This is a genomic window from Streptomyces sp. NPDC052299 (genome assembly GCF_040679335.1).
GTDB lineage: Bacteria > Actinomycetota > Actinomycetes > Streptomycetales > Streptomycetaceae > Streptomyces.
In genome coordinates this window covers 64,260-84,503 of record NZ_JBFAUP010000003.1, presented here as the reverse complement: position 1 = coordinate 84,503, position 20,244 = coordinate 64,260, and the positions used below count along the sequence as shown (strand labels likewise).

Sequence of the window (20,244 nt, the reverse complement as noted above, 5' to 3'; positions counted from 1 at the left end):
GAAGCCCCGCAGGCCAGCGACCCACAAGGTCTTGCTCCATCGACACCAGCCGGCACGGGACCTGCCCGGTTTGCTCCCTCGGGGCTGCTCGACGGCTGACCGCCGCCGGAAGGGCACGCCCCTCCGGCGGCGCGGGGCTCAGCCCAGGCCCGGGCCGCGCACCGGGATGCTGGTGAACGTGGGCGCCGGGGCGGGCTCGGTGAAGAAGTCGTTGCCCTTGTCGTCCACGACGACGAACGCGGGGAAGTCCTCCACCTCGATCCTCCAGACCGCCTCCATGCCCAGCTCCTCGTACTCGACGACCTCGACCTTCTTGATGCAGTCCTGCGCGAGCCGGGCCGCGGGGCCGCCGATCGAGCCGAGGTAGAAGCCGCCGTGCTCGCCGCACGCGTCGGTGACCTGCTTGGAGCGGTTGCCCTTCGCCAGCATCACCTTGGAGCCGCCCGCCGCCTGGAACTGCGCGACGTAGCTGTCCATGCGGCCGGCCGTCGTCGGGCCGAAGGAACCGGAGGCGTACCCCTCGGGGGTCTTCGCCGGACCCGCGTAGTACACCGGGTGGTCCTTCAGGTACTGCGGCATCTCCTCGCCCGCGTCCAGGCGCTCCTTGATCTTGGCGTGCGCGATGTCGCGCGCCACGACCAGCGGTCCCGTCAGCGAGAGCCGGGTCTTGACCGGGTACTTGGTCAGCTCCGCGAGGATCTCGTCCATCGGGCGGTTCAGGTCGATGCGGACGACGTCGCCCTCGGTGTCGAGGTGCTCGTCGGTGGTGTCCGGCAGGAAGCGGGCCGGGTCCTTCTCCAGCTGCTCCAGGAAGACGCCCTCGGCGGTGATCTTCGCGGTGGCCTGGCGGTCCGCCGAGCAGGACACGGCGATGGCGACGGGCAGCGAGGCGCCGTGCCGGGGGAGGCGCACCACGCGGACGTCGTGGCAGAAGTACTTGCCGCCGAACTGCGCCCCGATGCCGATCTTCTGCGTCAGCTCGAAGACCTTCTCCTCCAGCTCCTTGTCGCGGAAGCCGTGCCCGGTCGGGGAGCCCTCGGAGGGCAGCTCGTCCAGGTAGTGCGCGGAGGCGTACTTCGCGGTCTTGAGCGCGAACTCGGCGGACGTACCGCCGACGACGATCGCCAGGTGGTACGGCGGGCAGGCCGCGGTGCCCAGCGAACGGATCTTCTCCTCGAGGAACTTCATCATGGACGCCTCGTTGAGGACGGCCTTGGTCTCCTGGAAGAGGAACGACTTGTTGGCCGAACCGCCGCCCTTGGCCATGAAGAGGAACTTGTACGCGCCGCCGTCGGTGGCGTACAGCTCGATCTGCGCGGGGAGGTTGGAGCCGGTGTTCTTCTCCTCCCACATGTTCAGCGGGGCCATCTGCGAGTAGCGCAGGTTGAGCTTGGTGTACGCGTCGAAGATGCCGCGCGACAGGGCCTCCTCGTCACCGCCCTCGGTCAGCACGTTCTGCCCGCGCTTGCCCATGACGATCGCGGTGCCGGTGTCCTGGCACATCGGCAGGACGCCCGCGGCGGCGATGTTCGCGTTCTTCAGCAGGTCGAGCGCGACGAACTTGTCGTTGGACGAGGCCTCCGGGTCGTCCACGATCCGCCGCAGCTGCGCCAGATGCGCGGGCCGCAGGTAGTGCGAGATGTCGTGCATGGCCTCGGCGGCCAGGGTGCGCAGCGCCTCCGGCTCGACCTTGAGGAACGTACGCCCGTCGGCCTCGAAGGTGGACACGCCCTCGGCCGTGACCAGGCGGTACGGCGTGGTGTCCTCTCCCAGCGGGAGCAGATCGGAGTACGCAAACTCTGGCATTACGGCCATTCCTCACTCGGCAGACAGTGGCTGGCCACCCTTGGACAGCGCACCCACCAGGGTAGGACGCGCCGGGACCGGCGGGCCTGTGAGGTAGGGCTCAACCGGCCGGGGCCGCATCCGGGCGTGCCGGGCGCCGTTCTCGCGGCCCGCCGCGCCGCCCCCGCCCCTGTCGCGATCTATCGCGTTTCGGTACGCTGGGGCGGTGGACCTCGACAAGCAGCCCCAGCAGCCCACCGCACCGGCGGACACCGACGCCATCCGTGCCTCCGACGCGGACCGCGACCGGATCGCGGACATCCTGCGCGAGGCGCTGGCCGAGGGCCGGCTGACCGCCGACGAGCACGCGGAGCGGGTCGACTCCGTCTACCGCGCCAAGACCGTCGGCGAGCTCGAACCGCTCGTACGGGACCTGCCGTCGCCGGGCGGAGCACCCAGGGCCGCCGCCGGCACGCCGTACGCGTACGGCCCCGAGCCGGCCGCCGGTCCCGCGGACAATCTGGTGGCGATCTTCAGCAGCTCGACCCGCAGGGGGCGTTGGCGGGTGGGCCCCCGCACCAACGCGTTCTCGCTGTTCGGCAGCGTGGAAATCGACCTGACGGAGGCGCTTTTCGGTCAGCGTCTCACCGTCATCAACGCGACGTCCGTCTTCGGCAGCGTGGAGATCCGGGTCCCCGAGAACATCTCGATGCGCGGCAGCGGAACGGGTATTTTCGGCAGTTTCGAAGTCCGCACGCTGGAATCCGCCGATCCCGAGGCGCCCGTGGTCGTCGTCAATGGCTATTCGGTGTTCGGCAGCGTCGAGGCGAAGCCGAAACGCGGCAAGTTCATCACGGACCTTCAGGACCGGCTGCGTAAGCACCTCGGTCACTGAGCCGTTTCCCTCCGCTTTCATCCGGCCGAAAAGAGCCTCGACCGCAATTGCGCGGTACGGACCTGAGTGCCACTCAGTGCATAGGCGCGCGCACAGCGGGTAGGGACTGCTGCATCGTCTCTCGCTCGCGAAGCCGTCGTCAGGAGTGGACCGTGCTGCAACTGCCGCATCAGCCCCTGCAGGTCGCCGCCGTCCCCCCGCAGCGGGTCCCCGCTCGGGAGGACCAGGCAGGCCCCTGGCATTCGGAGGCGGTGTGCCGCCGGGACGAGGCCGGGCTGTTCTTCGCCCCGTCGAAGGAGCCGACCGCCGCCCGCCTTTCGCGCGAGGAGTCCGCGAAGCGGGTCTGCGCGCGCTGTCCCGTGATGGTCGAGTGCCGCGAGCACGCCCTGATGCAGCCCGAGCCGTACGGGGTGTGGGGCGGTCTCACGGCCGCCGAGCGCCGGGTGGCGCTGGCCCGCCGCAGACGGCGCGACGTGGAGCTGAAGGCCGCGGGCTGACCGGGCCCCACCGGTTCCGTATCCGCACGTGCGAAGAGGCGCCCCCACCGCACATGGGGGGGCGCCTCTTCCGCCGGGTGCGCGGTGGCTACTTCGCGCGGTCGAAGTCGATGGCGCTGTAGGCCCGCAGCTTCGACAGCCGGTGGGTGGAGCTGATCGTCCGGATGGTGCCGGACTTGGACCGCATGACGATGGACTCCGTGGTCGCCGTCTCCGAGCGGTAGCGCACCCCGCGCATCAGCTCGCCGTCGGTGATCCCGGTCGCCACGAAGAACACGTTGTCCCCGCTGACCAGGTCGTCCGTGGACAGCACGCGGTCCAGGTCGTGCCCGGCGTCCAGGGCGCGCTGCCGCTCCGCCTCGTCCTTCGGCCAGAGCTTGCCCTGGATGACACCGCCGAGGCACTTTATGGCGCAGGCCGAGATGATGCCCTCGGGCGTGCCGCCGATGCCCATGAGCAGGTCCACGCCGGTGCCCTCGCGGGCGGCCATGATCGATCCGGCCACGTCGCCGTCGGAGATGAACTTGATGCGGGCGCCGGTCTCCCGGATCTCCTTGACGATGCCCTCGTGCCGCGGGCGGTCCAGGACGACGACCGTGACGTCCTCCGGCGTGGAGTTCTTCGCCCGGGCGACGCGGCGGATGTTCGCCGAGACGGGGGCGTTGATGTCCACGAAGTCGGCCGCCTCCGGGCCGGTGACCAGCTTGTCCATGTAGAAGACGGCGGACGGGTCGAACATCGCGCCCCGGTCCGCGGCGGCCAGGACGGCGATCGCGTTCGGCATGCCCTTGGCGTTGAGGGTCGTGCCGTCGATCGGGTCGACGGCGATGTCCACCTCGGGCCCGGTGCCGTCCCCGATGTGCTCGCCGTTGAACAGCATGGGGGCTTCGTCCTTCTCGCCCTCGCCGATGACGACGACGCCGTTCATGGACACGGTGGAGACGAGGGTCCGCATGGCGTTCACGGCGGCGCCGTCGGCTCCGATCTTGTCCCCGCGGCCGACCCAGCGCCCGGCGGCCATGGCGGCAGCCTCGGTCACCCGGACCAGCTCCAGGGCGAGGTTGCGGTCGGGGGCCTCCGGGGAGACCTCCAGCTGGGACGGCAGATGATGCTCGGACATCGGAGCGCACCTTTCTGTACGGCGACGACCGGATGAGGGTGATCTGACTCTATCGCCAGGCCGATAAAATGAGCAGACCGGGGCACGTTTGAGCGGGGTGGCCCCCGGTTCGGCCGCACGGGCGCTGATGCGACCATGGGTGCGTGGCAAGCAAGCAAGGCAAGCAGACCGTCCGGGACATGATCCTGTCGCTGTTGGCGATCGCCGCCGTGGCGGGTGTCGTCTACATCTTCATCCCGCACGACGACAAGGCCGATCCGGTCAAGGCGGTCGACTACCGCGTCGAGCTCCTGACCGCGCGGCGCGCCGCCCCGTATCCGGTGGCGGCCCCCGACGGCCTGCCCGCGGGCTGGAAGCCCACCTCGGTCACGTACGAACGGGACAAGGGCAACAGCTGGCACCTGGGCTTCCTCGACCCCGACGGCAAGTACGTCGCGGTGGAGCAGTCCACGGCCCCGGCGAAGTCCTACATCAGCCAGGTGAGCCAGGAGGCCAAGGACACCGGGCGCACCCAGGAGGTCGCCGGGCAGACCTGGCAGCGCTGGGAGGGCCCGAAGTACGACGCGCTGGTGCGGGAGGAGAAGGGCGCCACGACGGTGGTGACCGGCTCGGCCGGGGCGGAGCGGCTGGAGGAGATGGCGGCGGCGCTGAAGACGTCCTGACCGCCGTACGGCGCACGAACACGGGGAAGGCCCCGGAGCACTCGCTCCGGGGCCTTCCCCGTGTTCGCCGTTCCGGGAACGGCGGTGGCTCGTACGGCCGTGGCTCAGACGGTCTTGACGACCTCGTCGAACGCCAGGCGCGGCAGGCGCGGGAACCAGGCGTCCTCGCCCGGCTTGCCGATGTTGACGACCATCAGGACGTTGTGGTCGCCGTCCAGGAACTCCTTCTCGATGCCCGCGGCGTCGTAACCGGTCATCGGGCCGGCGGCCAGGCCGGCGGCGCGCACACCGATGATGAAGTACGCGGCCTGCAGGGCGGCGTTCAGCGAGGCGGCGGACTCGCGGACCGGGCGCTCCGAGAAGAACATGTCCTTGGCCTGCGGGAAGTGCGGCAGCAGGGCCGGCAGCTCCTCGTGGAACTCGTTGTCCGCGGCCAGGATCGCGACCAGCGGCGCGGTCGAGGTCTTCGGCTGGTTGCCCTCGGCCATGTGCTGGACGAGACGCGCGCGGGCCTCGTCGGAGCGCACCAGCACGACGCGCAGCGGCGACTGGTTGAAGGCGGTCGGGCCGTACTTGACCAGGTCGTAGATGGCCTGGACCTGCTCGTCCGTCACCGGCTCGTCGGTGAACGTGTTGGCGGTGCGGGCCTCGCGGAAGAGGAGGTCCTGGGCGGCGGGGTCAAGAACGAGGGACATCGTGCGTATTACCTTCCGGACGTACACGGGGGGATCGGGCCACGGGCGCGGAGGACCCGGCCACGACGATCACCGTACGGGGAAAGTGCATTAACTTTCAACTAAATGGGGAGTGGGGAGACTCACTCGGCCAAGCCGGAATAAGCCGCTACGCCTCGTCGTCCGCCGGGCCCGCGAGCGCGGCGTCCAGCCGGGCGCGGGCGCCCTCCAGCCAGTGCCGGCACACCTTCGCCAGCTCCTCGCCGCGCTCCCAGAGCGCGAGGGAGTCCTCCAGCGAGGTCCCGCCCGCCTCCAGCCGGCGCACCACCTCGATCAGCTCGTCGCGTGCCTGCTCGTAGCCCAGCGGGCTCGTCGCTGCGGCGGCCGCCGTCCCGTCGTCCGTCATGTCATCCACCCTATGTGTCCGGCTCCTGTGTCGATCCCGGCCCGCTACTCCGCGACCCGCACCGCGAACTCGCCCCCCGACACCCGGGCCCGCAGCGGCTCCCCGGCCGCGCCCGCCTCCGCGGGCTCCCGCACCACGTGCCCGTCGGCGCGCTGGAGCACCGCGTAACCGCGCTCCAGCGTCGCGGCGGGCGACAGCGCCAGGACCCGGGCCCTGGTGTGGGCCAGCTCCGAATCGGCCCGGTCCAGCAGATGGCCCAGCACCCGGCGGGCGCGCCCGGCCAGCGCGTCCACGTCCGCCTCGCGCTCGTCCACCATCCGCTGCGGGTGCTCCATGCAGGGCCGCCCCAGCGCATGGGCCAGGCCCCGCTCCTCCCGGTCGAGCAGCCCCTGGACCGTCCGCAGGGCCCGGTCCCGCAGCTGCCGCACCCGGTCCAGCTCCTCGCCCACGTCGGGCACGACCTTCTTCGCCGCGTCCGTGGGCGTCGACGCCCGCACGTCCGCGACGAGGTCGAGCAGCGGGGAGTCCGGTTCGTGCCCGATCGCCGAGACCACCGGCGTACGACAGGCCGCGACCGTGCGGATCAGCTCCTCGTCCGAGAACGGCAGCAGGTCCTCGACGCTGCCGCCGCCGCGCGCCACGACGATCACGTCCACGTCCGGGATGCCGTCCAGCTCCTTGACCGCCCGCACGACCTGGCTGACCGCGTGCACCCCCTGCACCGCGGTGTTGCGGACCTCGAAGCGGACGGCGGGCCAGCGGCGTCGGGCGTTCTCCAGGACGTCCCGTTCGGCCGCCGAGGCCCGGCCGCAGACCAGGCCGATCAACTGCGGCAGGAAGGGCAGCGGCTTCTTCCGGTCCAGGGCGAACAGCCCCTCGGAGGCCAGGGACTTCTTCAGCTGTTCGAGGCGCACCAGCAGCTCGCCGATGCCGACCGGCCGTATCTCCGTCGCCCGCAGCGACAGCTGCCCCCGGGGCGCGTACCACTCCGGCTTGGCGAGGACGACGACCCGCGCGCCCTCCGAGACGACGTCGGCGATCCGGTCGAAGACCTGCCGGAAGCACGTCACGCTCACCGAGATGTCGTGCGACGGGTCGCGCAGCGTCAGGAACACCACCCCGGCGCCGGGCCGCCGCGACAACTGCGTGATCTGGCCCTCGACCCAGACCGAACCGAGCCGGTCGATCCAGCCGCCGATGAGCCGCGACACGTCACCGACGGGCAGCGGCGCTTCCGGGGAAGTGTTCAGAGCCATGCGAGCGAGCGTAACCGCCGGGACCGACAGGAGGACCCGTCCCGGCCTACGGGGCCACGCCCCGCCGCCCCCGCTGCACCAGCACCACCACGAGCCCCACGACCAGCCAGCAGGTGCCCACCACCTGCGCGCTCTCCGTCGCCTCCACGATCACCGCGATCAGCACCCCGGCGCCCACCACCGGCACCACCAGATGCCGCCACCAGCTCGGCGCCCCCTCCATCCGCCGCACCACGAACCAGCCGACCACCGAGGCGTGCAGCAGCACGAACGCGGTCAGCGCCCCGATGTCCACGACCGAGACCAGATGGTCGAGCCCGTCGTCGCGCCGCGCCGCCCACACCGCGGCCACCAGCGTCACGACGGCCGCGAGCAGGATCGCCACCCGGGGCACCCCGGAGCGCGGATCGACCCGCGACAGCAGCCCGGGCAGCCGCCGCTCGCGGGCCATCGCGAACAGCAGCCGCCCCGCCGCCGCCTGCCCCGCCAGGGCCGCGAACGCCGCCCCGACCGCCTTGCTCACCGCCACCAGATCGTGCAGCCAGGTCCCCACCGCGGCGTCCACCGTGTCGTAGAACGCCGAGCCCTGCGCCCCCGGATCGGCGGTCAGCTCCGCCGAGGTCATCGGCTCCAGCAGGGCGGCCAGATACGCCTGCGCCACGAACAGCGCACCCGCGAGCACCAGGCAGAACAGCACCGCCCGCGCCACCTGCCCCGAGCCGCCCGTCACCTCCTCGGCGAACGAGGCGATGGCGTCGAACCCGAGATACGAGAGCACCGCCACGGACACCGCGCCCAGCACCGCCGTCGTGGAGAAACCGGAATCCCCGGTGAGCGGCGAAAGCCAGCCCCGCTGCGCCCCGTCCCGTACGAGCACCACCACGGCGGACACCACGAACACCAGCAGCACCACGATCTCCATCGCCAGCACCGCGAAGCCGACCCGGGCGGCGGCCCGCACGCCCCACAGGTTGAGCAGCGTCGTCACCACCACCGCGAGCGCCGTCCACACCCACCGCGAGACCTCGGGGACCAGCGAGTTCATCGCGATCCCGCTGAAGAGGTAAGCCACCGCCGGGATCAGCAGGTAGTCCAGCATCGCCATCCACCCGGCGATGAATCCCGGCCCCTCGCCGAGACCCTTGCGGGCGTACGCGAACACCGACCCGGCCATCGGGGCGACCCGGACCATCTGTGCGTAACTGAACGCGGTGAACGCCATCACGACGGTCGCCGCGACGTACACCAGCGCGACCGCCCCGTCCGACTTCGCGTCCAGAGTCCCGAACACGCCGACGGGGGCCATCGGGGCGATGAAGAGCAGCCCGTAGACCACCAGGTCCCGGAAGCCGAGGGTCCGCCGCAGCGCCGCCTGTTCCGTGGAGCCGTGGCTGCCGGATTCCGTACCGCTGTCGGCCATGAGCCCTCCATTGGTCGCGTCAAGATCAGTCTCCCGACCTGCTGCCCCCCACGCCCGTCCGATACGGCCTTACGATGGGACGCATGACTGCTACGACCCCCCGACGCGTCCTCCTCGCCGCTCCCCGTGGCTACTGCGCGGGCGTGGACCGTGCCGTGATCGCCGTGGAGAAGGCCCTGGAGCAGTACGGCTCCCCGGTCTACGTGCGCCACGAGATCGTCCACAACAAGTACGTCGTGCAGACCCTGGAGAAGAAGGGCGCGATCTTCGTCGAGGAGACGGCGGAGGTCCCTGAGGGCTCGATCGTGATGTTCTCCGCGCACGGCGTCGCCCCGACCGTGCACCAGGAGGCGGCCGAGCGGAAGCTCGCCACGATCGACGCGACCTGCCCGCTGGTCACCAAGGTCCACAAGGAGGCCGTGCGCTTCGCGCAGGAGGACTTCGACATCCTCCTCATCGGCCACGAGGGCCACGAGGAGGTCATCGGCACCTCCGGCGAGGCCCCCGACCACATCACTTTGGTCGACGGCCCCGAGGACGTCGCGAACGTCGAGGTGCGCGACCCGTCGAAGGTCGTCTGGCTCTCCCAGACCACCCTCTCCGTCGACGAGACGATGGAGACGGTCGGCGCCCTCAAGGAGAAGTTCCCGCTGCTGATCTCGCCGCCGAGCGACGACATCTGCTACGCCACGCAGAACCGCCAGACCGCCGTGAAGCAGATGGGCGCCGACGCGGACCTGGTGATCGTCGTCGGCTCGAAGAACTCCTCCAACTCGGTCCGCCTGGTCGAGGTCGCCCTCGGCGCGGGCGCGGGCGCCTCCCACCTGGTCGACGGCGCCGACGAGATCGAGGAGGCGTGGCTGGAGGGCGTGTCCACGGTCGGCGTCACCTCCGGCGCCTCGGTGCCCGAGGTGCTGGTCGACGGCGTGCTGGCGTGGCTGGCCGAGCGGGGCTTCGAGGACGTCGAGATCGTGAAGGCCGCCGAGGAGTCGATCGTCTTCTCGCTGCCGAAGGAACTGCGCCGCGACCTGCGCGCGGAGGCGGCGGCCCTGAAGGGCGAGTAACCGGGGCCCTCGGGCGCCGTTCCGGGAGTGGGCGCGCGCCGCTGCCCGTACCGTGGATCACATGGAGATCTTCGGCGTGGACATCGGCGGATCCGGGATCAAGGGTGCTCCCGTGGACCTGGACCGCGGAGACCTGGCGCGGGAGCGCCACAAAGTACTGACACCGCACCCGGCGACGCCCAAGGACGTGGCCGGGTGCGTGGCCGAGGTCGTCGGCCACTTCGACTGGAATGGCCCGGTGGGGATCACCTTCCCGGGGGTCGTCACGGACGGCCTCACCCGCACCGCGGCCAACGTCGACAAGGGCTGGATCGACCAGGACGCACGCCGGCTGCTCGGCGACAAGCTGGGCCTCCCGGTCACCGTGCTCAACGACGCGGACGCGGCGGGCATCGCCGAGATGACGTTCGGCGCGGGCCGGGGCCGCAAGGGCACGGTGATCATGCTGACCTTCGGTACGGGGATCGGCAGCGCGCTCTTCATCGACGGCAGGCTCGTCCCCAACACGGAGCTCGGCCACCTGGAGCTCCACGGTCACGACGCGGAGAAGCACGCCTCCACGAAGGCCAAGGAGGACGAGGACCTGGGCTGGCACCACTGGTCCCGCCGGGTCCAGAAGTACCTGGCCCATGTGGAGATGCTGTTCTCGCCCGAACTGTTCATCATCGGCGGCGGAATCAGCCGTAAAGCCGACAAGTTCCTGCCGCTGATCGAACACGTACGGGCGGAGATGGTCCCGGCGGAGCTCCAGAACAACGCGGGGATCGTGGGCGCGGCGATGGCCGCGAAGGCCGCCGCCTCGGGCTGACGGCCCGGCGCGGGGCAGGCGGCTCAGCGCTGCGAGGGCCGGCGGGGCGGCCGCCCCGCCGAGCGCCCCGCGGGTGCCGGTGCCGCGGCGGCCGGCCGGGCGGTCTGCGCGGCCGGCATCAGGCGCCGCTGCCGGGCCCGCATCAGCCGCACCTTGCGTACGGAGGCGATGAGGCCCGCGACGAGGGTGCCGCCGTACAGCCAGCCGGCGTGGACGGCGAGCGCGGTGACGACGGCCATGGTCCGGCCGCCGAGGCCCCCGCCGCCCCCGGCGATGGGGGCGATGCCGAGCGCGAAGGCGATGGGCACGCTGATGGGCGCGGTCACCAGGTCCGCAGGCCGCACCCAGAGCGCGGTGAGCGCGCTGACCGGCAGGAACAGTACGCCGAACACGACGGCGGACTCGTCGAACAGCAGCCAGTCCACGCAGCCGATCAGGAACATCGCGGCAGCCGCGAAGAGCCCGGCGCCGATCCCGGTGAGCCGGGGATTGGGCAGCCGGCGCAGGGCGCCCACGGCGGGCGGGACGGGCCGCCCGGCGGGCGCGCTCATCACCCGGTGACCGAGGGCCCCCGTGCCGTCGGCCTTCCTGGCTCCCTTGGCCGCCCCCAGCGGGGACAACGGGGTCTGCCGGGCCTGCCTGCGCTGCGGGGGACGTGTCCTGTGCTGCTCCACCGGGACAACGTAGGTCGCCGGGATGCCGGAATCAGGTGCGGGACACGCCCTTTGGCCGACCTTGGCGATGAGTTCGATGCCACACGGCGCAACGGGAACCGGGTCGGGGGCGCGGCTTAGACTCGCCCGTATGGTCCGGTCGTCCCGTGATGAGGTGAGCCCGGGGCTGTGGCGGCGCGAGGCGGGCACGGTGCTGCGCCGGGCCGGGGCGCTTCCCGAGCGGGTGCCGGACTCCGGTGCTGTCGTCGCCGACTTCCGGATCGTCGCCGCCCCCACGGAGTGGGCCGAGCACGCGCACCGGCTGCACGAACTCGTCTGGGTCCGCGGCGGGACGCTGACGTCCCGGGTGGGCGACCGGGTCTTCACCGTCTTCGAGGGGCACGGGCTCTGGATGCCCGCCGGAGTGGTGCACGCGGGCCGGGCGACGGAGGGCGCCCGCTTCCACAGCGCCTTCTTCGCCCCGGACCGCACCCCGTTCGCGTTCGGGGAGCCGAAGGCCATCGCGATGACCCCGCTGCTCGTATCGCTGCTGACCCACCTGTCGCGCACGGACCTCGCCGAGGCGGCCCGGCTGCGGGCGGAGGCCGTCGTGTTCGACGTGATCGAGCCCTCGGAGCACCAGCTGGCGCTGCGGCTGCCCGGCGACGCACGGATCGACGCCATCGCCGAGGCCCTGCTGGACGATCCCGCCGACAGCCGCTCACTGGAGGAGTGGGCGCGGCTGCTGGAGACCAGCGACCGCACGATCACCCGCGCCTTCCGCCGGTCGACCGGGCTCTCCTTCGCACAGTGGCGGCAGATGCTGCGCGTGCACCGGGCGCTGACGCTCCTGTCCGACGGCTTCGACGTGACGTCCGTCTCCGAGCTCCTCGGCTACGCGCAGCCCAGCTCCTTCATCGCCGCCTTCCGGCGCGTCATGGGCACCACGCCCGGCGCGTTCCTCGGAGCCGTGACCGCCTCCCGGGATGTCCGGAATCCCGTATCGGGTGGCGAGAACCCCGGATTGTCCGCCTGACAAGCGGAATATAGTCTTCTTCGAGTTAGGTAACCCTTAGTTGTTGCTCGCCGTGCACGGTGCTGCCCGCGTACGCCCGTATGCGGTGCTGCCCGCGTAAGGCAGGGCCTGCGGGCCCGGCCCGTGAAGGCCGAGCGGGGGTGCCCACACCGCGCCCCTCCGATCACCCGGACCTCGTCATGCTCACAAGCCCCTTCCGCCGTGCCGGAAGACTCGCCGACGGCCCCGCCGCGCCGGCGTCCGCGCTCCACGGGCGGGACCTGGTGCTGCGCTACGGCGGCGAACCGGTCGTCCACGGCGTCTCGGTCACCCTGGAGCCCGGCCGCGCGACCGCCCTCGTGGGGCCGAACGGCAGCGGCAAGTCCACGCTGCTGCGCGCCCTTTCCCGGCTGCACCGGGTGGACGGCGGCCGGGTCACCCTCGGCGGCGCCGACGGAGCGGCCGAGCGCGACGCGGCGTTGCTGAGTCCCCGCGGTTTCGCCCGCGAGGTCACCCTGTTCTCCCAGTCGCGGCCCGCCCCGCAGGGGCTGACGGTCGCGGAGGTCGTGGCGTTCGGGCGTCACCCGTACCGGCGCGGCTTCGCCGGACCGGCCCCCGAGGACGGCGCCGCCGTCGACCGCGCCATGGGCGTCACCGGCGTCCGGGACATGGCGGACCGGCAGGTCGGGGAGCTCTCCGGCGGCGAGATGCAGCGCGTCTGGCTCGCCGCCTGCCTCGCCCAGGACACCGGCGTCGTGCTGCTGGACGAACCGACCAACCACCTGGACCTGCGCTACCAGTTCGAGACGCTCGACCTGGTGCGGGACCTCGTGGAACGACACGGCCTCGCCGTCGGCATCGTGCTCCACGACCTCGACCAGGCGTCCCGGGTCGCCGACACGCTGGTCCTCATGCACGCCGGCCGCATCCACGCGGCGGGCGCGCCCGCCGACGTGCTCACCGCCGAGAACATCGGCCAGGTCTACGACATCCGCGTCGACGTCGCCCTCGACCCGCGTACGGGCCGGCTGCGCATCGACCCCCTCGGGCGCCACCTCACCTGACGAGGACGCCACCCCTTTTCCGGAGCGGCCGTGCCGCGCTCCGACGCACAGCTCGAACATTTGAGAAAGAGGACCCTCCATGAACCGCGTCAGCCGCCTGACGGCCGCAGCCTCGACCGGGCTCGCCGTCTTCGCCCTCGCCTCCTGCGGCACGACCGACGCCGCCGACGTCACGGCCAGGAGCAGCGCCAAGGCCGCCCCCGCGTCGAAGAGCTGCGCCGACGACACCACCACCACGTCGACCGGGCCGGTCTCCCTCACGGACGGCGTCGGCCGGCAGGTGAAGCTCGACAAGCCCGCCCAGCGCATCGCGGTCCTGGAGTGGCAGCAGGTCGAGGACGCGCTGACCCTGTGCGTCACCCCCGCCGCAGTCTCCGACGCCAAGGGCTACAGCACCTGGGTCAGCGCCGAGAAGCTGCCCAGCGGGGTGACCGACATCGGCACCCGTGAGGAGCCCGACCTCGACACCCTCTACGCGGCCGAGCCCGATCTCATCGTCGTGGAGGCGTTCGACGCCAAGGACGAGATGATCAAGAAGCTGGAGAAGCGGGGCGTCCCCGTGCTGGCCACGCGCGGCGCGAACCCGAAGGACCCGATCGGGAACATGCGCCAGGTCTTCAGCATGATCGGCGAGGCCACGGGCCGCACCGAGCGCGCCGACCAGGTCCTCAAGGAGTTCGACGCCCACCTCGCGAAGGCGAAGCAGCAGGTCACCGACGCCGACCTGCCGACGAAGGACTTCGTGTTCTTCGACGGCTGGCTCGAGGGCAACAACCTCACCGTCCGCCCCTACAGCGACGGCGCCCTCTTCACCGAACTGGGCAAGGAACTCGGCCTGAAGCCCGCGTGGACCAGCAGCGTCAACAAGGAGCACGGCGACGGAGGCGTCGACCCCGCCTACGGCCTCGCGCAGACGGACGTCGAGGGACTCGTCGCGGTGGGCGACGCCAACCTCTTCTACGCCAACGACGAAGGCGCCGGCGGTTACGTCGCCGCGCTCCGGAAGAACCCGATCTGGAAGAAGCTTCCGGCCGTCGAGGAAGGCCGCGCCCACGCCTTCCCGGCGCGGGTCTGGGGCGCGGGCGGCCCCCGCTCCAACGAGCAGGCGATCGACGCCTACGTCGACGTACTCGACAAGAAGTGAGCGCCGTACGCACAGCGGAGGCCCCGCCGCGTCCACCCCGGGAACGCGGCGGGGCCCCCGCCGGAGCGGCCGTCCTCGCGGTCCTCCTCGCCGCCACCGTCCTGGTCGGCCTGTGGCACCTGACCCAAGGCACCTCGGGCGTCGGCGTCGGCGACCTGCTGCGCCACCTCACCGGGCAGCGGGACAGCGCCGACGGTGCGCCGGTCGGCGAGATCCTCACCGGCTCCCGCCTGCCGCGCCTCTTCGCGGGCGTCGCGGTGGGCTTCGCCCTCGGCTGCGCCGGCACGCTGCTCCAGTCCGTCACGCACAACGCGCTGGCCTCGCCCGACACCCTCGCGGTCTCGGCCGGGTCCTACTTCGCCGTCTCGCTCGTCGCCGCCTTCGGCCTCTCCGTACCGTTGTGGGCCTCGGGCGTCGTCGCCTTCGCCGGCGGTCTGGTCGCGGCGGCGCTCGTCCTGCTCCTGGCGGGCCGGGCGGCGGGCACCGCGGGCACCCGCCTCATCCTCGCCGGATCGGCGATGGCGATGGCCCTGGACTCCGCGACCGGGATGCTCCTCATCCTGTTCAAGCAGAACACCACCGGCCTCTACGCCTGGGGCAGCGGCTCGCTCTCGCAGCTCGACATCGACGCGTCGCTGCGCGCCGTCCCCCTGGTCGTCCTGGTGCTCTGTGCCGCCCTCGCGCTGTCCCGGCGGCTCGACGTGATGAACCTGGGGGACGACACCGCGGCCACCCTCGGCGTGCCGATCCGGAGCACCCGGGTCCTCGCCGTGGTCTGCGCGGTCCTCCTCACCAGCACCGCCGTCACCCTCGCGGGCCCGATGGCGTTCGTCGGCCTCGGCGCCCCCGTCCTGGCCCGCCTCATCGCCGGGCGGGTCCGCGCGCTGCGCCGGCACCTGCTCCTGATCCCCGCGGCCGGCCTGCTCGGCGCGCTGCTCATCCTGCTCGCGGACGCGGTCCTGCGCGCCGTGCAGGGGGCGGACGGGGCGGCCTCCATCCCCACCGGGGTGCCGACCGCGCTGCTCGGCTCGGTCGTGATCGTGGTCCTCGCGCTGCGGCTGCGCGACACGGGCCGGGCCCAGCAGCCGCCGCGGGCGAGGGTCGCCGCACGCTCCCGGCGCGCCTACCTCCTCGTCGTGACCGCCGCGGCGGCCCTGCTGGCCGTGGCCGCCCTCGTCGGGACCCTGGCGGGGAGCCTCTGGCTGAAGACCGGGGACCTCGCCCTCTGGATCCAGGGCAACGCCCCCGGCCTGATCGGGGCAGCCCTGGACGACCGGGTGCCCCGGGTCACCGCCGCGATCCTCGCCGGCATGGCGCTCGGACTCGCCGGAAGCGTGGTGCAGGGCACCGTACGCAACCCGCTCGCCGAGCCGGGCATCCTCGGCATCACGGCGGGCGCCGGACTGGGTGCCGCGGGCGTCGTCACCTCGGGCCTCGGCGGCGGACAGGCGGTGCTCGTCGCGGTCGCCGTCGCGGCCGGGCTCGCCACCTTCGCCGTGATCGCCCTGCTGGCCTGGCGCGGGGGCTTCCTGCCCGACCGGTTCGTCCTGATCGGCATCGGCATGGGGTACGGCCTCAGCGCCGTGACCACGTTCCTGCTGCTGCGCGCCGACCCGTACAACACGCCCCGCATCTTCACCTGGCTCTCCGGCACGACCTACGGCCGTACGTTCTCGGACACCGTCCCGGTCGCCGTGGCCCTGGCCCTCGCCCTCCCCGTCCTGCTGTCCATGCGCGAACGGCTCGACCTGCTCGCCGTCGACGAGGACACCCCGCGCATCGTCGGCGTCAGGGTGGCGCGCACCCGCTTCGCGGCCCTGGCGATCGCCGCGGTGCTCGCCGCGCTCAGCGTGATCGCCATCGGTGTCGTCGGCTTCGTGGGCCTCGTCGCCCCGCACCTCGCCCGTTCCCTGGTGGGCGCCCGGCAGGCCCGGACGATCCCGGTCGCGATGCTGCTCGGCGGGGTGCTCGTGTGCGTGGCGGACGCGCTCGGGCGCACCGTCGCAGCCCCCTCCCAGGTTCCGGCGGGGCTGATGATCGCGCTGGTGGGCGCGCCGTACTTCGTGTGGGTGCTGAGGCAGTCCCGCGCGTGACCTTCTCTGGAGCAATCGAATGACGTCCTCCCGGCAGGAAGGCCCCGGGCCGTCCGTGAACAGCATCGTCATGCCGTACGAGCCCGGCACCGCACCGGCCCCGCCAGTGCCCCCGGAGGTGGCGGAGCGCTGGGGCGCGGTCGACCGCGCCGCCCACGCCCCGCACCTCGTGGCCGTCCCCGGCGACGGCGACGGCGAGGAGCGGGCGGGCGCCGCGCTCGTGACCGCCCGCCCGGGCACGGCGTATCTGAAGATCGTGGACGCCGTGGGTGACGTACCGGCCGTCATCGAGGCCGTCGCCGCCCACGCGCGCGACCGGGGCCTCGTCCAGCTGAAGTGGGAAGGCTGGACGGTCACGCCGGAGGAGGCCGCCGCCGCGGGCTTCGCCGCCCTGGACCCGCCGCTCTCGCAGTCGGAGGGCGCGGCGGGACCGGATGCCGGTTACGTCCGCTGGCTGAACGACGACGCGGTGACCGCGCCCCCGTACTACGGGCAGACCACCCACTTCAGCTGCGGCGCCGTCACCGCCCTCGTCGCGCAGGCGCACGCGGGCGTCCTGCCGCGCGAGGCGCTGGACCGCACTGCGGAGCTGACGCTCTGGCGGGACGCGACCAACTTCATGGCCTGCGAGCCCGTCGGCCTGGGCGTGGCCCTGCGCCGGGCACGGCCGTCGTCCGGGGTGACGGTCCACCTCGACACGGACCGGCCCGTCATGCTCGACCACCTCGGCCCGGGCGACCAGGAGTGGCGCGCGCTGCTCCAGCGGGTGTCCCGCACGGAGGCCGAGCGCACCGGCGTCCCGGTCGACCCGCACCCCTTCCCGCTGAGCGCGGTCCGGGAGGCGATCGGGCGGCGGGAGCACGTACTCCTGCTGCTCTCGCTCGCCGCGATGCAGGGGTTCGAGGTGCCGCACTGGGTCCTCTGCCACGGCGTCGTGCCCGGCGCGGTGGTGATCGACGACCCGTGGGCGAACGGCGCGACCGGGGACACCTGGGTCGACGCCCATCTGCTGCCGGTGCCGGACGCGTCGCTGGACGCGATGTCGAGGATGGCGCCGGGGGGCTTCCGCGGTGCCGTGACCCTGCGCACCGCCCACGAGTAATCCGGTGCGCCCGGCGCGCGGCCACCCGTACGCTGGGCCCCTTTCGAACCCGAGGAGAAGCGGCAGTGATGGAGATCCGTCCCACGACCGACGAGGACTTCGAGGTCTTCGTCGAGACCGTCCACACGGCCTTCGGGCAGTTCCCGGAGACCCCGGTCGCGGACGGCGGACGCTGGTGGTCGGCCCTGGAGATGGACCGCGGCCTGTTCGCCGTGGCCCCGGACGGGAAGCCCGTGGCTACCGCCGCCGCGTACTCCTTCGAGCTCACCCTGCCCGGCGGAAAGCCCGTCCCGGCCGCCGGAGTGACCGCCGTGGGCGTCCTGCCCTCGCACCGGCGACGCGGCGCGCTCACCGCGATGATGCGCCACCAGCTCGCCGAGGTGCGGGAGCGGGGCGAGTTCCTGTCGGTGCTGCTGGCGTCGGAGGCGCGGATCTACGGCCGCTTCGGGTACGGCCCGGCGACGTCGACGGCGCGGCTGACGGTGGCGCGGCACAAGGGGGAGTGGGCGGAGGCGCGGGGCGGGGCGGCCGACGACGCCACCGGTTCCGTCGAGGTCCTGCGCCGCGCCGACTGCGGCGATCTCCTCGAAGCGGTCTACGACCGGTACCGCCGCGCCCAGCCCGGCGCGCTGTCCCGGCCGCACCGCTGGTGGGAGCTGGGCGCGGGCCAGCCGCCGGTCTCCCGGGCCCCCCGCTACGTGGCCGTCCACCGGGACGCCGACGGTGCTCCGGACGGGTACGCGAGCTACTCGACCGAGTCCGGCACCCTGACGGTGGACGAGACCATCGCCCTCGGCGACGCGGCCTTCACCGCCCTGGCCCGGTACGCCCTCGGGCACGACCTGGTCTCCCAGGTCGTGTTCCGGCACGTTCCGCCGGAGCACCCGCTGCGCTGGCAGCTCGCGGACGTCCGGGCCGGCGAGGTCGGCGGCCACACCGACTGGCTCTGGGTGCGCCTGCTCGACGTACCGCGTGCGCTGACGGCGCGCGGCTGGTTCACGGACGGGGAGCTCGTGCTGGACGTCGCGGACCCGTTCCTGGGCGAGCACGGCCGCTACCTGCTCGCGGTCCGCGACGGCAGGGCGGAGTGCGTGGCCACGGACCGGCGGCCCGACCTGTCCCTGGACGTCCGGGACCTGGGCTCGGTCTACCTCGGCGGCACCCGTCCGAGCACCCTCGTACGGGCCGGACACATCCGGGCCCACGACCCGGCCGCCGCTGCCCGCGCGGACGCGCTGTTCGCGAGCGACGTCTCCCCACACTGCCTGCACTGGTTCTGACCGAGGAGATCTCCTCGCCCCGGTCCCTGTACCGTGATACGCGCACGTGGACGATGGCGCGCCTGGGCCGCCGTCGCGGCCGACCCCACCCTTCTTGATCCTGAGCGGACGTTTGTGGCATGAGTACTAGTATCGGAATCGTCGGACTGCCGAATGTCGGCAAGTCGACCCTGTTCAACGCCCTGACCAAGAACGACGTGCTGGCGGCCAACTACCCGTTCGCCACGATCGAGCCGAACGTCGGCGTGGTCGGCGTCCCGGACCGCCGTCTGGACGCCCTGGCGAAGATCTTCGGTTCGCAGAAGATCCTGCCTGCGACGGTGGACTTCGTGGACATCGCGGGCATCGTGCGGGGCGCGAGCGAGGGCGAGGGCCTGGGCAACAAGTTCCTCGCGAACATCCGCGAGTCGGACGCGATCTGCCAGGTCATCCGCGCGTTCAAGGACGAGAACGTCGTCCACGTCGACGGCAAGGTCTCGCCCAAGGACGACATCGAGACGATCAACACCGAGCTGATCCTCGCGGACCTCCAGTCGGTCGAGAAGGCGATCCCGCGCCTCCAGAAGGAGTCCCGCCTCCAGAAGGAGAAGGTCGCGGTGCTGGCGGCCGTCGAGGAGGCGCAGAAGATCCTCGAAGCCGGCGACACCCTCTTCCACGCGGGCATCACGGCCTCCACGGAGAAGGGCCGCCTCCTCCACGAGCTCCACCTGCTCACCACCAAGCCCTTCATCTACGTGTTCAACGTGGACGAGGACGAGCTGGTCGACGAGGACTTCAAGAACGAACAGCGCGCCCTGGTCGCCCCCGCCGAGGCGATCTTCCTGAACGCCAAGATCGAGTCCGAGCTGATCGAGCTGGACGACGACGAGGCCCTGGAACTCCTCCAGTCCATGGGCCAGGAGGAACCCGGCCTCGCCACCCTCGGCCGCGTCGGCTTCGACACCCTGGGCCTCCAGACGTACCTCACGGCAGGCCCCAAGGAAACCCGCGCCTGGACGATCAAGAAGGGCGCCACGGCCCCCGAGGCGGCCGGTGTCATCCACACCGACTTCCAGAAGGGCTTCATCAAGGCGGAGATCATCTCCTTCGACGACCTGATCGAAACCGGCTCGGTCGCCGAAGCCCGCGCAGCGGGCAAGGCCCGCATGGAGGGCAAGGAGTACGTGATGCAGGACGGGGACGTGGTGGAGTTCCGCTTCAACGTGTAGCGGGTGACGCGTCACCACGTCGCTGATCTGGCAAACATGCGGGTCAGAAAGGGTCCGGCTCTTCGGGGTCGGGCCCTTTGTTTTCTCCCGGGCTGGGA

At 72.2% G+C, this 20,244-nt stretch carries 19 protein-coding genes; 12 read left to right on the top strand and 7 right to left on the bottom strand.

The genetic code is table 11. The features are described from left to right. Window positions 1-138 precede the first annotated feature (138 nt). On the bottom strand, window positions 139-1,806 hold the full coding sequence (locus AB0L33_RS05915) for a fumarate hydratase (protein WP_365678066.1): 1,668 nt from the start codon (window positions 1,804-1,806) through the stop codon (window positions 139-141). A 205-nt stretch (window positions 1,807-2,011) separates the two neighbouring features. On the opposite strand from AB0L33_RS05915, the gene AB0L33_RS05910 reads away from it, so the two are divergent. Both AB0L33_RS05910 and AB0L33_RS05905 read left to right on the top strand, forming a co-directional pair. Continuing rightward, a complete protein-coding gene (locus AB0L33_RS05910) occupies window positions 2,012-2,680 on the top strand; it encodes a DUF1707 domain-containing protein (RefSeq protein ID WP_365678064.1) in 669 nt (222 codons plus the stop codon). Window positions 2,681-2,832: 152 nt separating this feature from the next. After that, the gene (locus AB0L33_RS05905; protein ID WP_018519019.1) at window positions 2,833-3,177 is read left to right on the top strand and encodes a WhiB family transcriptional regulator; all 345 of its coding nucleotides are present in this window, start codon (window positions 2,833-2,835) and stop codon (window positions 3,175-3,177) included. 88 nt (window positions 3,178-3,265) lie between these two features. Here AB0L33_RS05905 and glpX read toward each other — a convergent pair whose 3' ends face one another. Continuing rightward, on the bottom strand, window positions 3,266-4,297 hold the full coding sequence (gene glpX, locus AB0L33_RS05900; protein ID WP_365678062.1) for a class II fructose-bisphosphatase: 1,032 nt from the start codon (window positions 4,295-4,297) through the stop codon (window positions 3,266-3,268). A gap of 143 nt (window positions 4,298-4,440) precedes the next feature. Between glpX and AB0L33_RS05895 the strand changes: the two genes are divergently transcribed. Further along, entirely contained in the window at window positions 4,441-4,959 is a 519-nt protein-coding gene (locus tag AB0L33_RS05895; protein ID WP_365678060.1) for a DUF4245 domain-containing protein, read from the top strand. 104 nt (window positions 4,960-5,063) lie between these two features. On the opposite strand, the gene AB0L33_RS05890 is transcribed toward AB0L33_RS05895, so the two are convergent. The 4 genes from AB0L33_RS05890 to AB0L33_RS05875 all read right to left on the bottom strand — a co-directional run bounded on the left by AB0L33_RS05890 (window position 5,064) and on the right by AB0L33_RS05875 (window position 8,715). Further along, window positions 5,064-5,654: a malonic semialdehyde reductase gene (locus AB0L33_RS05890; protein ID WP_365678058.1), complete on the bottom strand. Its 591-nt coding sequence runs from the start codon at window positions 5,652-5,654 to the stop codon at window positions 5,064-5,066. 148 nt (window positions 5,655-5,802) lie between these two features. Next, complete coding sequence (locus tag AB0L33_RS05885) at window positions 5,803-6,039, bottom strand: exodeoxyribonuclease VII small subunit (RefSeq protein ID WP_365678056.1); 237 nt, start codon at window positions 6,037-6,039, stop codon at window positions 5,803-5,805. A 44-nt stretch (window positions 6,040-6,083) separates the two neighbouring features. After that, window positions 6,084-7,295: an exodeoxyribonuclease VII large subunit gene (gene xseA, locus AB0L33_RS05880; protein ID WP_365678054.1), complete on the bottom strand. Its 1,212-nt coding sequence runs from the start codon at window positions 7,293-7,295 to the stop codon at window positions 6,084-6,086. Window positions 7,296-7,341: 46 nt separating this feature from the next. Continuing rightward, window positions 7,342-8,715 (bottom strand): APC family permease, encoded by a 1,374-nt coding sequence (locus AB0L33_RS05875; protein ID WP_365678052.1) that lies wholly within the window; start codon window positions 8,713-8,715, stop codon window positions 7,342-7,344. Between the two features lie 74 nt (window positions 8,716-8,789). On the opposite strand from AB0L33_RS05875, the gene AB0L33_RS05870 reads away from it, so the two are divergent. Next, window positions 8,790-9,779: a 4-hydroxy-3-methylbut-2-enyl diphosphate reductase gene (locus tag AB0L33_RS05870; protein ID WP_365678050.1), complete on the top strand. Its 990-nt coding sequence runs from the start codon at window positions 8,790-8,792 to the stop codon at window positions 9,777-9,779. A gap of 61 nt (window positions 9,780-9,840) precedes the next feature. Continuing rightward, entirely contained in the window at window positions 9,841-10,587 is a 747-nt protein-coding gene (gene ppgK / locus AB0L33_RS05865) for a polyphosphate--glucose phosphotransferase (RefSeq protein ID WP_365678048.1), read from the top strand. A gap of 23 nt (window positions 10,588-10,610) precedes the next feature. Here the strand turns inward: ppgK and AB0L33_RS05860 are convergent, their stop codons facing one another. Continuing rightward, the gene (locus AB0L33_RS05860) at window positions 10,611-11,138 is read right to left on the bottom strand and encodes a DUF6542 domain-containing protein (protein WP_365678655.1); all 528 of its coding nucleotides are present in this window, start codon (window positions 11,136-11,138) and stop codon (window positions 10,611-10,613) included. A gap of 253 nt (window positions 11,139-11,391) precedes the next feature. Between AB0L33_RS05860 and AB0L33_RS05855 the strand changes: the two genes are divergently transcribed. The 7 genes from AB0L33_RS05855 to ychF all read left to right on the top strand — a co-directional run bounded on the left by AB0L33_RS05855 (window position 11,392) and on the right by ychF (window position 20,146). Then, window positions 11,392-12,276 (top strand): AraC family transcriptional regulator, encoded by an 885-nt coding sequence (locus AB0L33_RS05855; RefSeq protein WP_365678046.1) that lies wholly within the window; start codon window positions 11,392-11,394, stop codon window positions 12,274-12,276. A 179-nt stretch (window positions 12,277-12,455) separates the two neighbouring features. Continuing rightward, window positions 12,456-13,319 carry an ABC transporter ATP-binding protein gene (locus AB0L33_RS05850; RefSeq protein ID WP_365678044.1) on the top strand — a complete coding sequence of 288 codons (864 nt, stop codon included), beginning with the start codon at window positions 12,456-12,458 and terminating at the stop codon, window positions 13,317-13,319. Window positions 13,320-13,398: 79 nt separating this feature from the next. Further along, window positions 13,399-14,463: an iron-siderophore ABC transporter substrate-binding protein gene (locus AB0L33_RS05845; RefSeq protein WP_365678042.1), complete on the top strand. Its 1,065-nt coding sequence runs from the start codon at window positions 13,399-13,401 to the stop codon at window positions 14,461-14,463. Next, window positions 14,460-16,556, top strand: coding sequence for an iron ABC transporter permease (locus tag AB0L33_RS05840; RefSeq protein ID WP_365678040.1), 2,097 nt, complete (start codon window positions 14,460-14,462; stop codon window positions 16,554-16,556). Before AB0L33_RS05845 ends, AB0L33_RS05840 begins: the two co-directional genes overlap by 4 nt. Window positions 16,557-16,575: 19 nt before the next feature. Beyond that, on the top strand, window positions 16,576-17,658 hold the full coding sequence (locus tag AB0L33_RS05835; protein ID WP_365678038.1) for a peptidase C39 family protein: 1,083 nt from the start codon (window positions 16,576-16,578) through the stop codon (window positions 17,656-17,658). Window positions 17,659-17,726: 68 nt separating this feature from the next. Beyond that, window positions 17,727-18,938 (top strand): GNAT family N-acetyltransferase, encoded by a 1,212-nt coding sequence (locus tag AB0L33_RS05830; RefSeq protein ID WP_365678036.1) that lies wholly within the window; start codon window positions 17,727-17,729, stop codon window positions 18,936-18,938. Between the two features lie 119 nt (window positions 18,939-19,057). After that, window positions 19,058-20,146 carry a redox-regulated ATPase YchF gene (ychF, locus tag AB0L33_RS05825; protein ID WP_365678034.1) on the top strand — a complete coding sequence of 363 codons (1,089 nt, stop codon included), beginning with the start codon at window positions 19,058-19,060 and terminating at the stop codon, window positions 20,144-20,146. Window positions 20,147-20,244 lie beyond the last annotated feature (98 nt).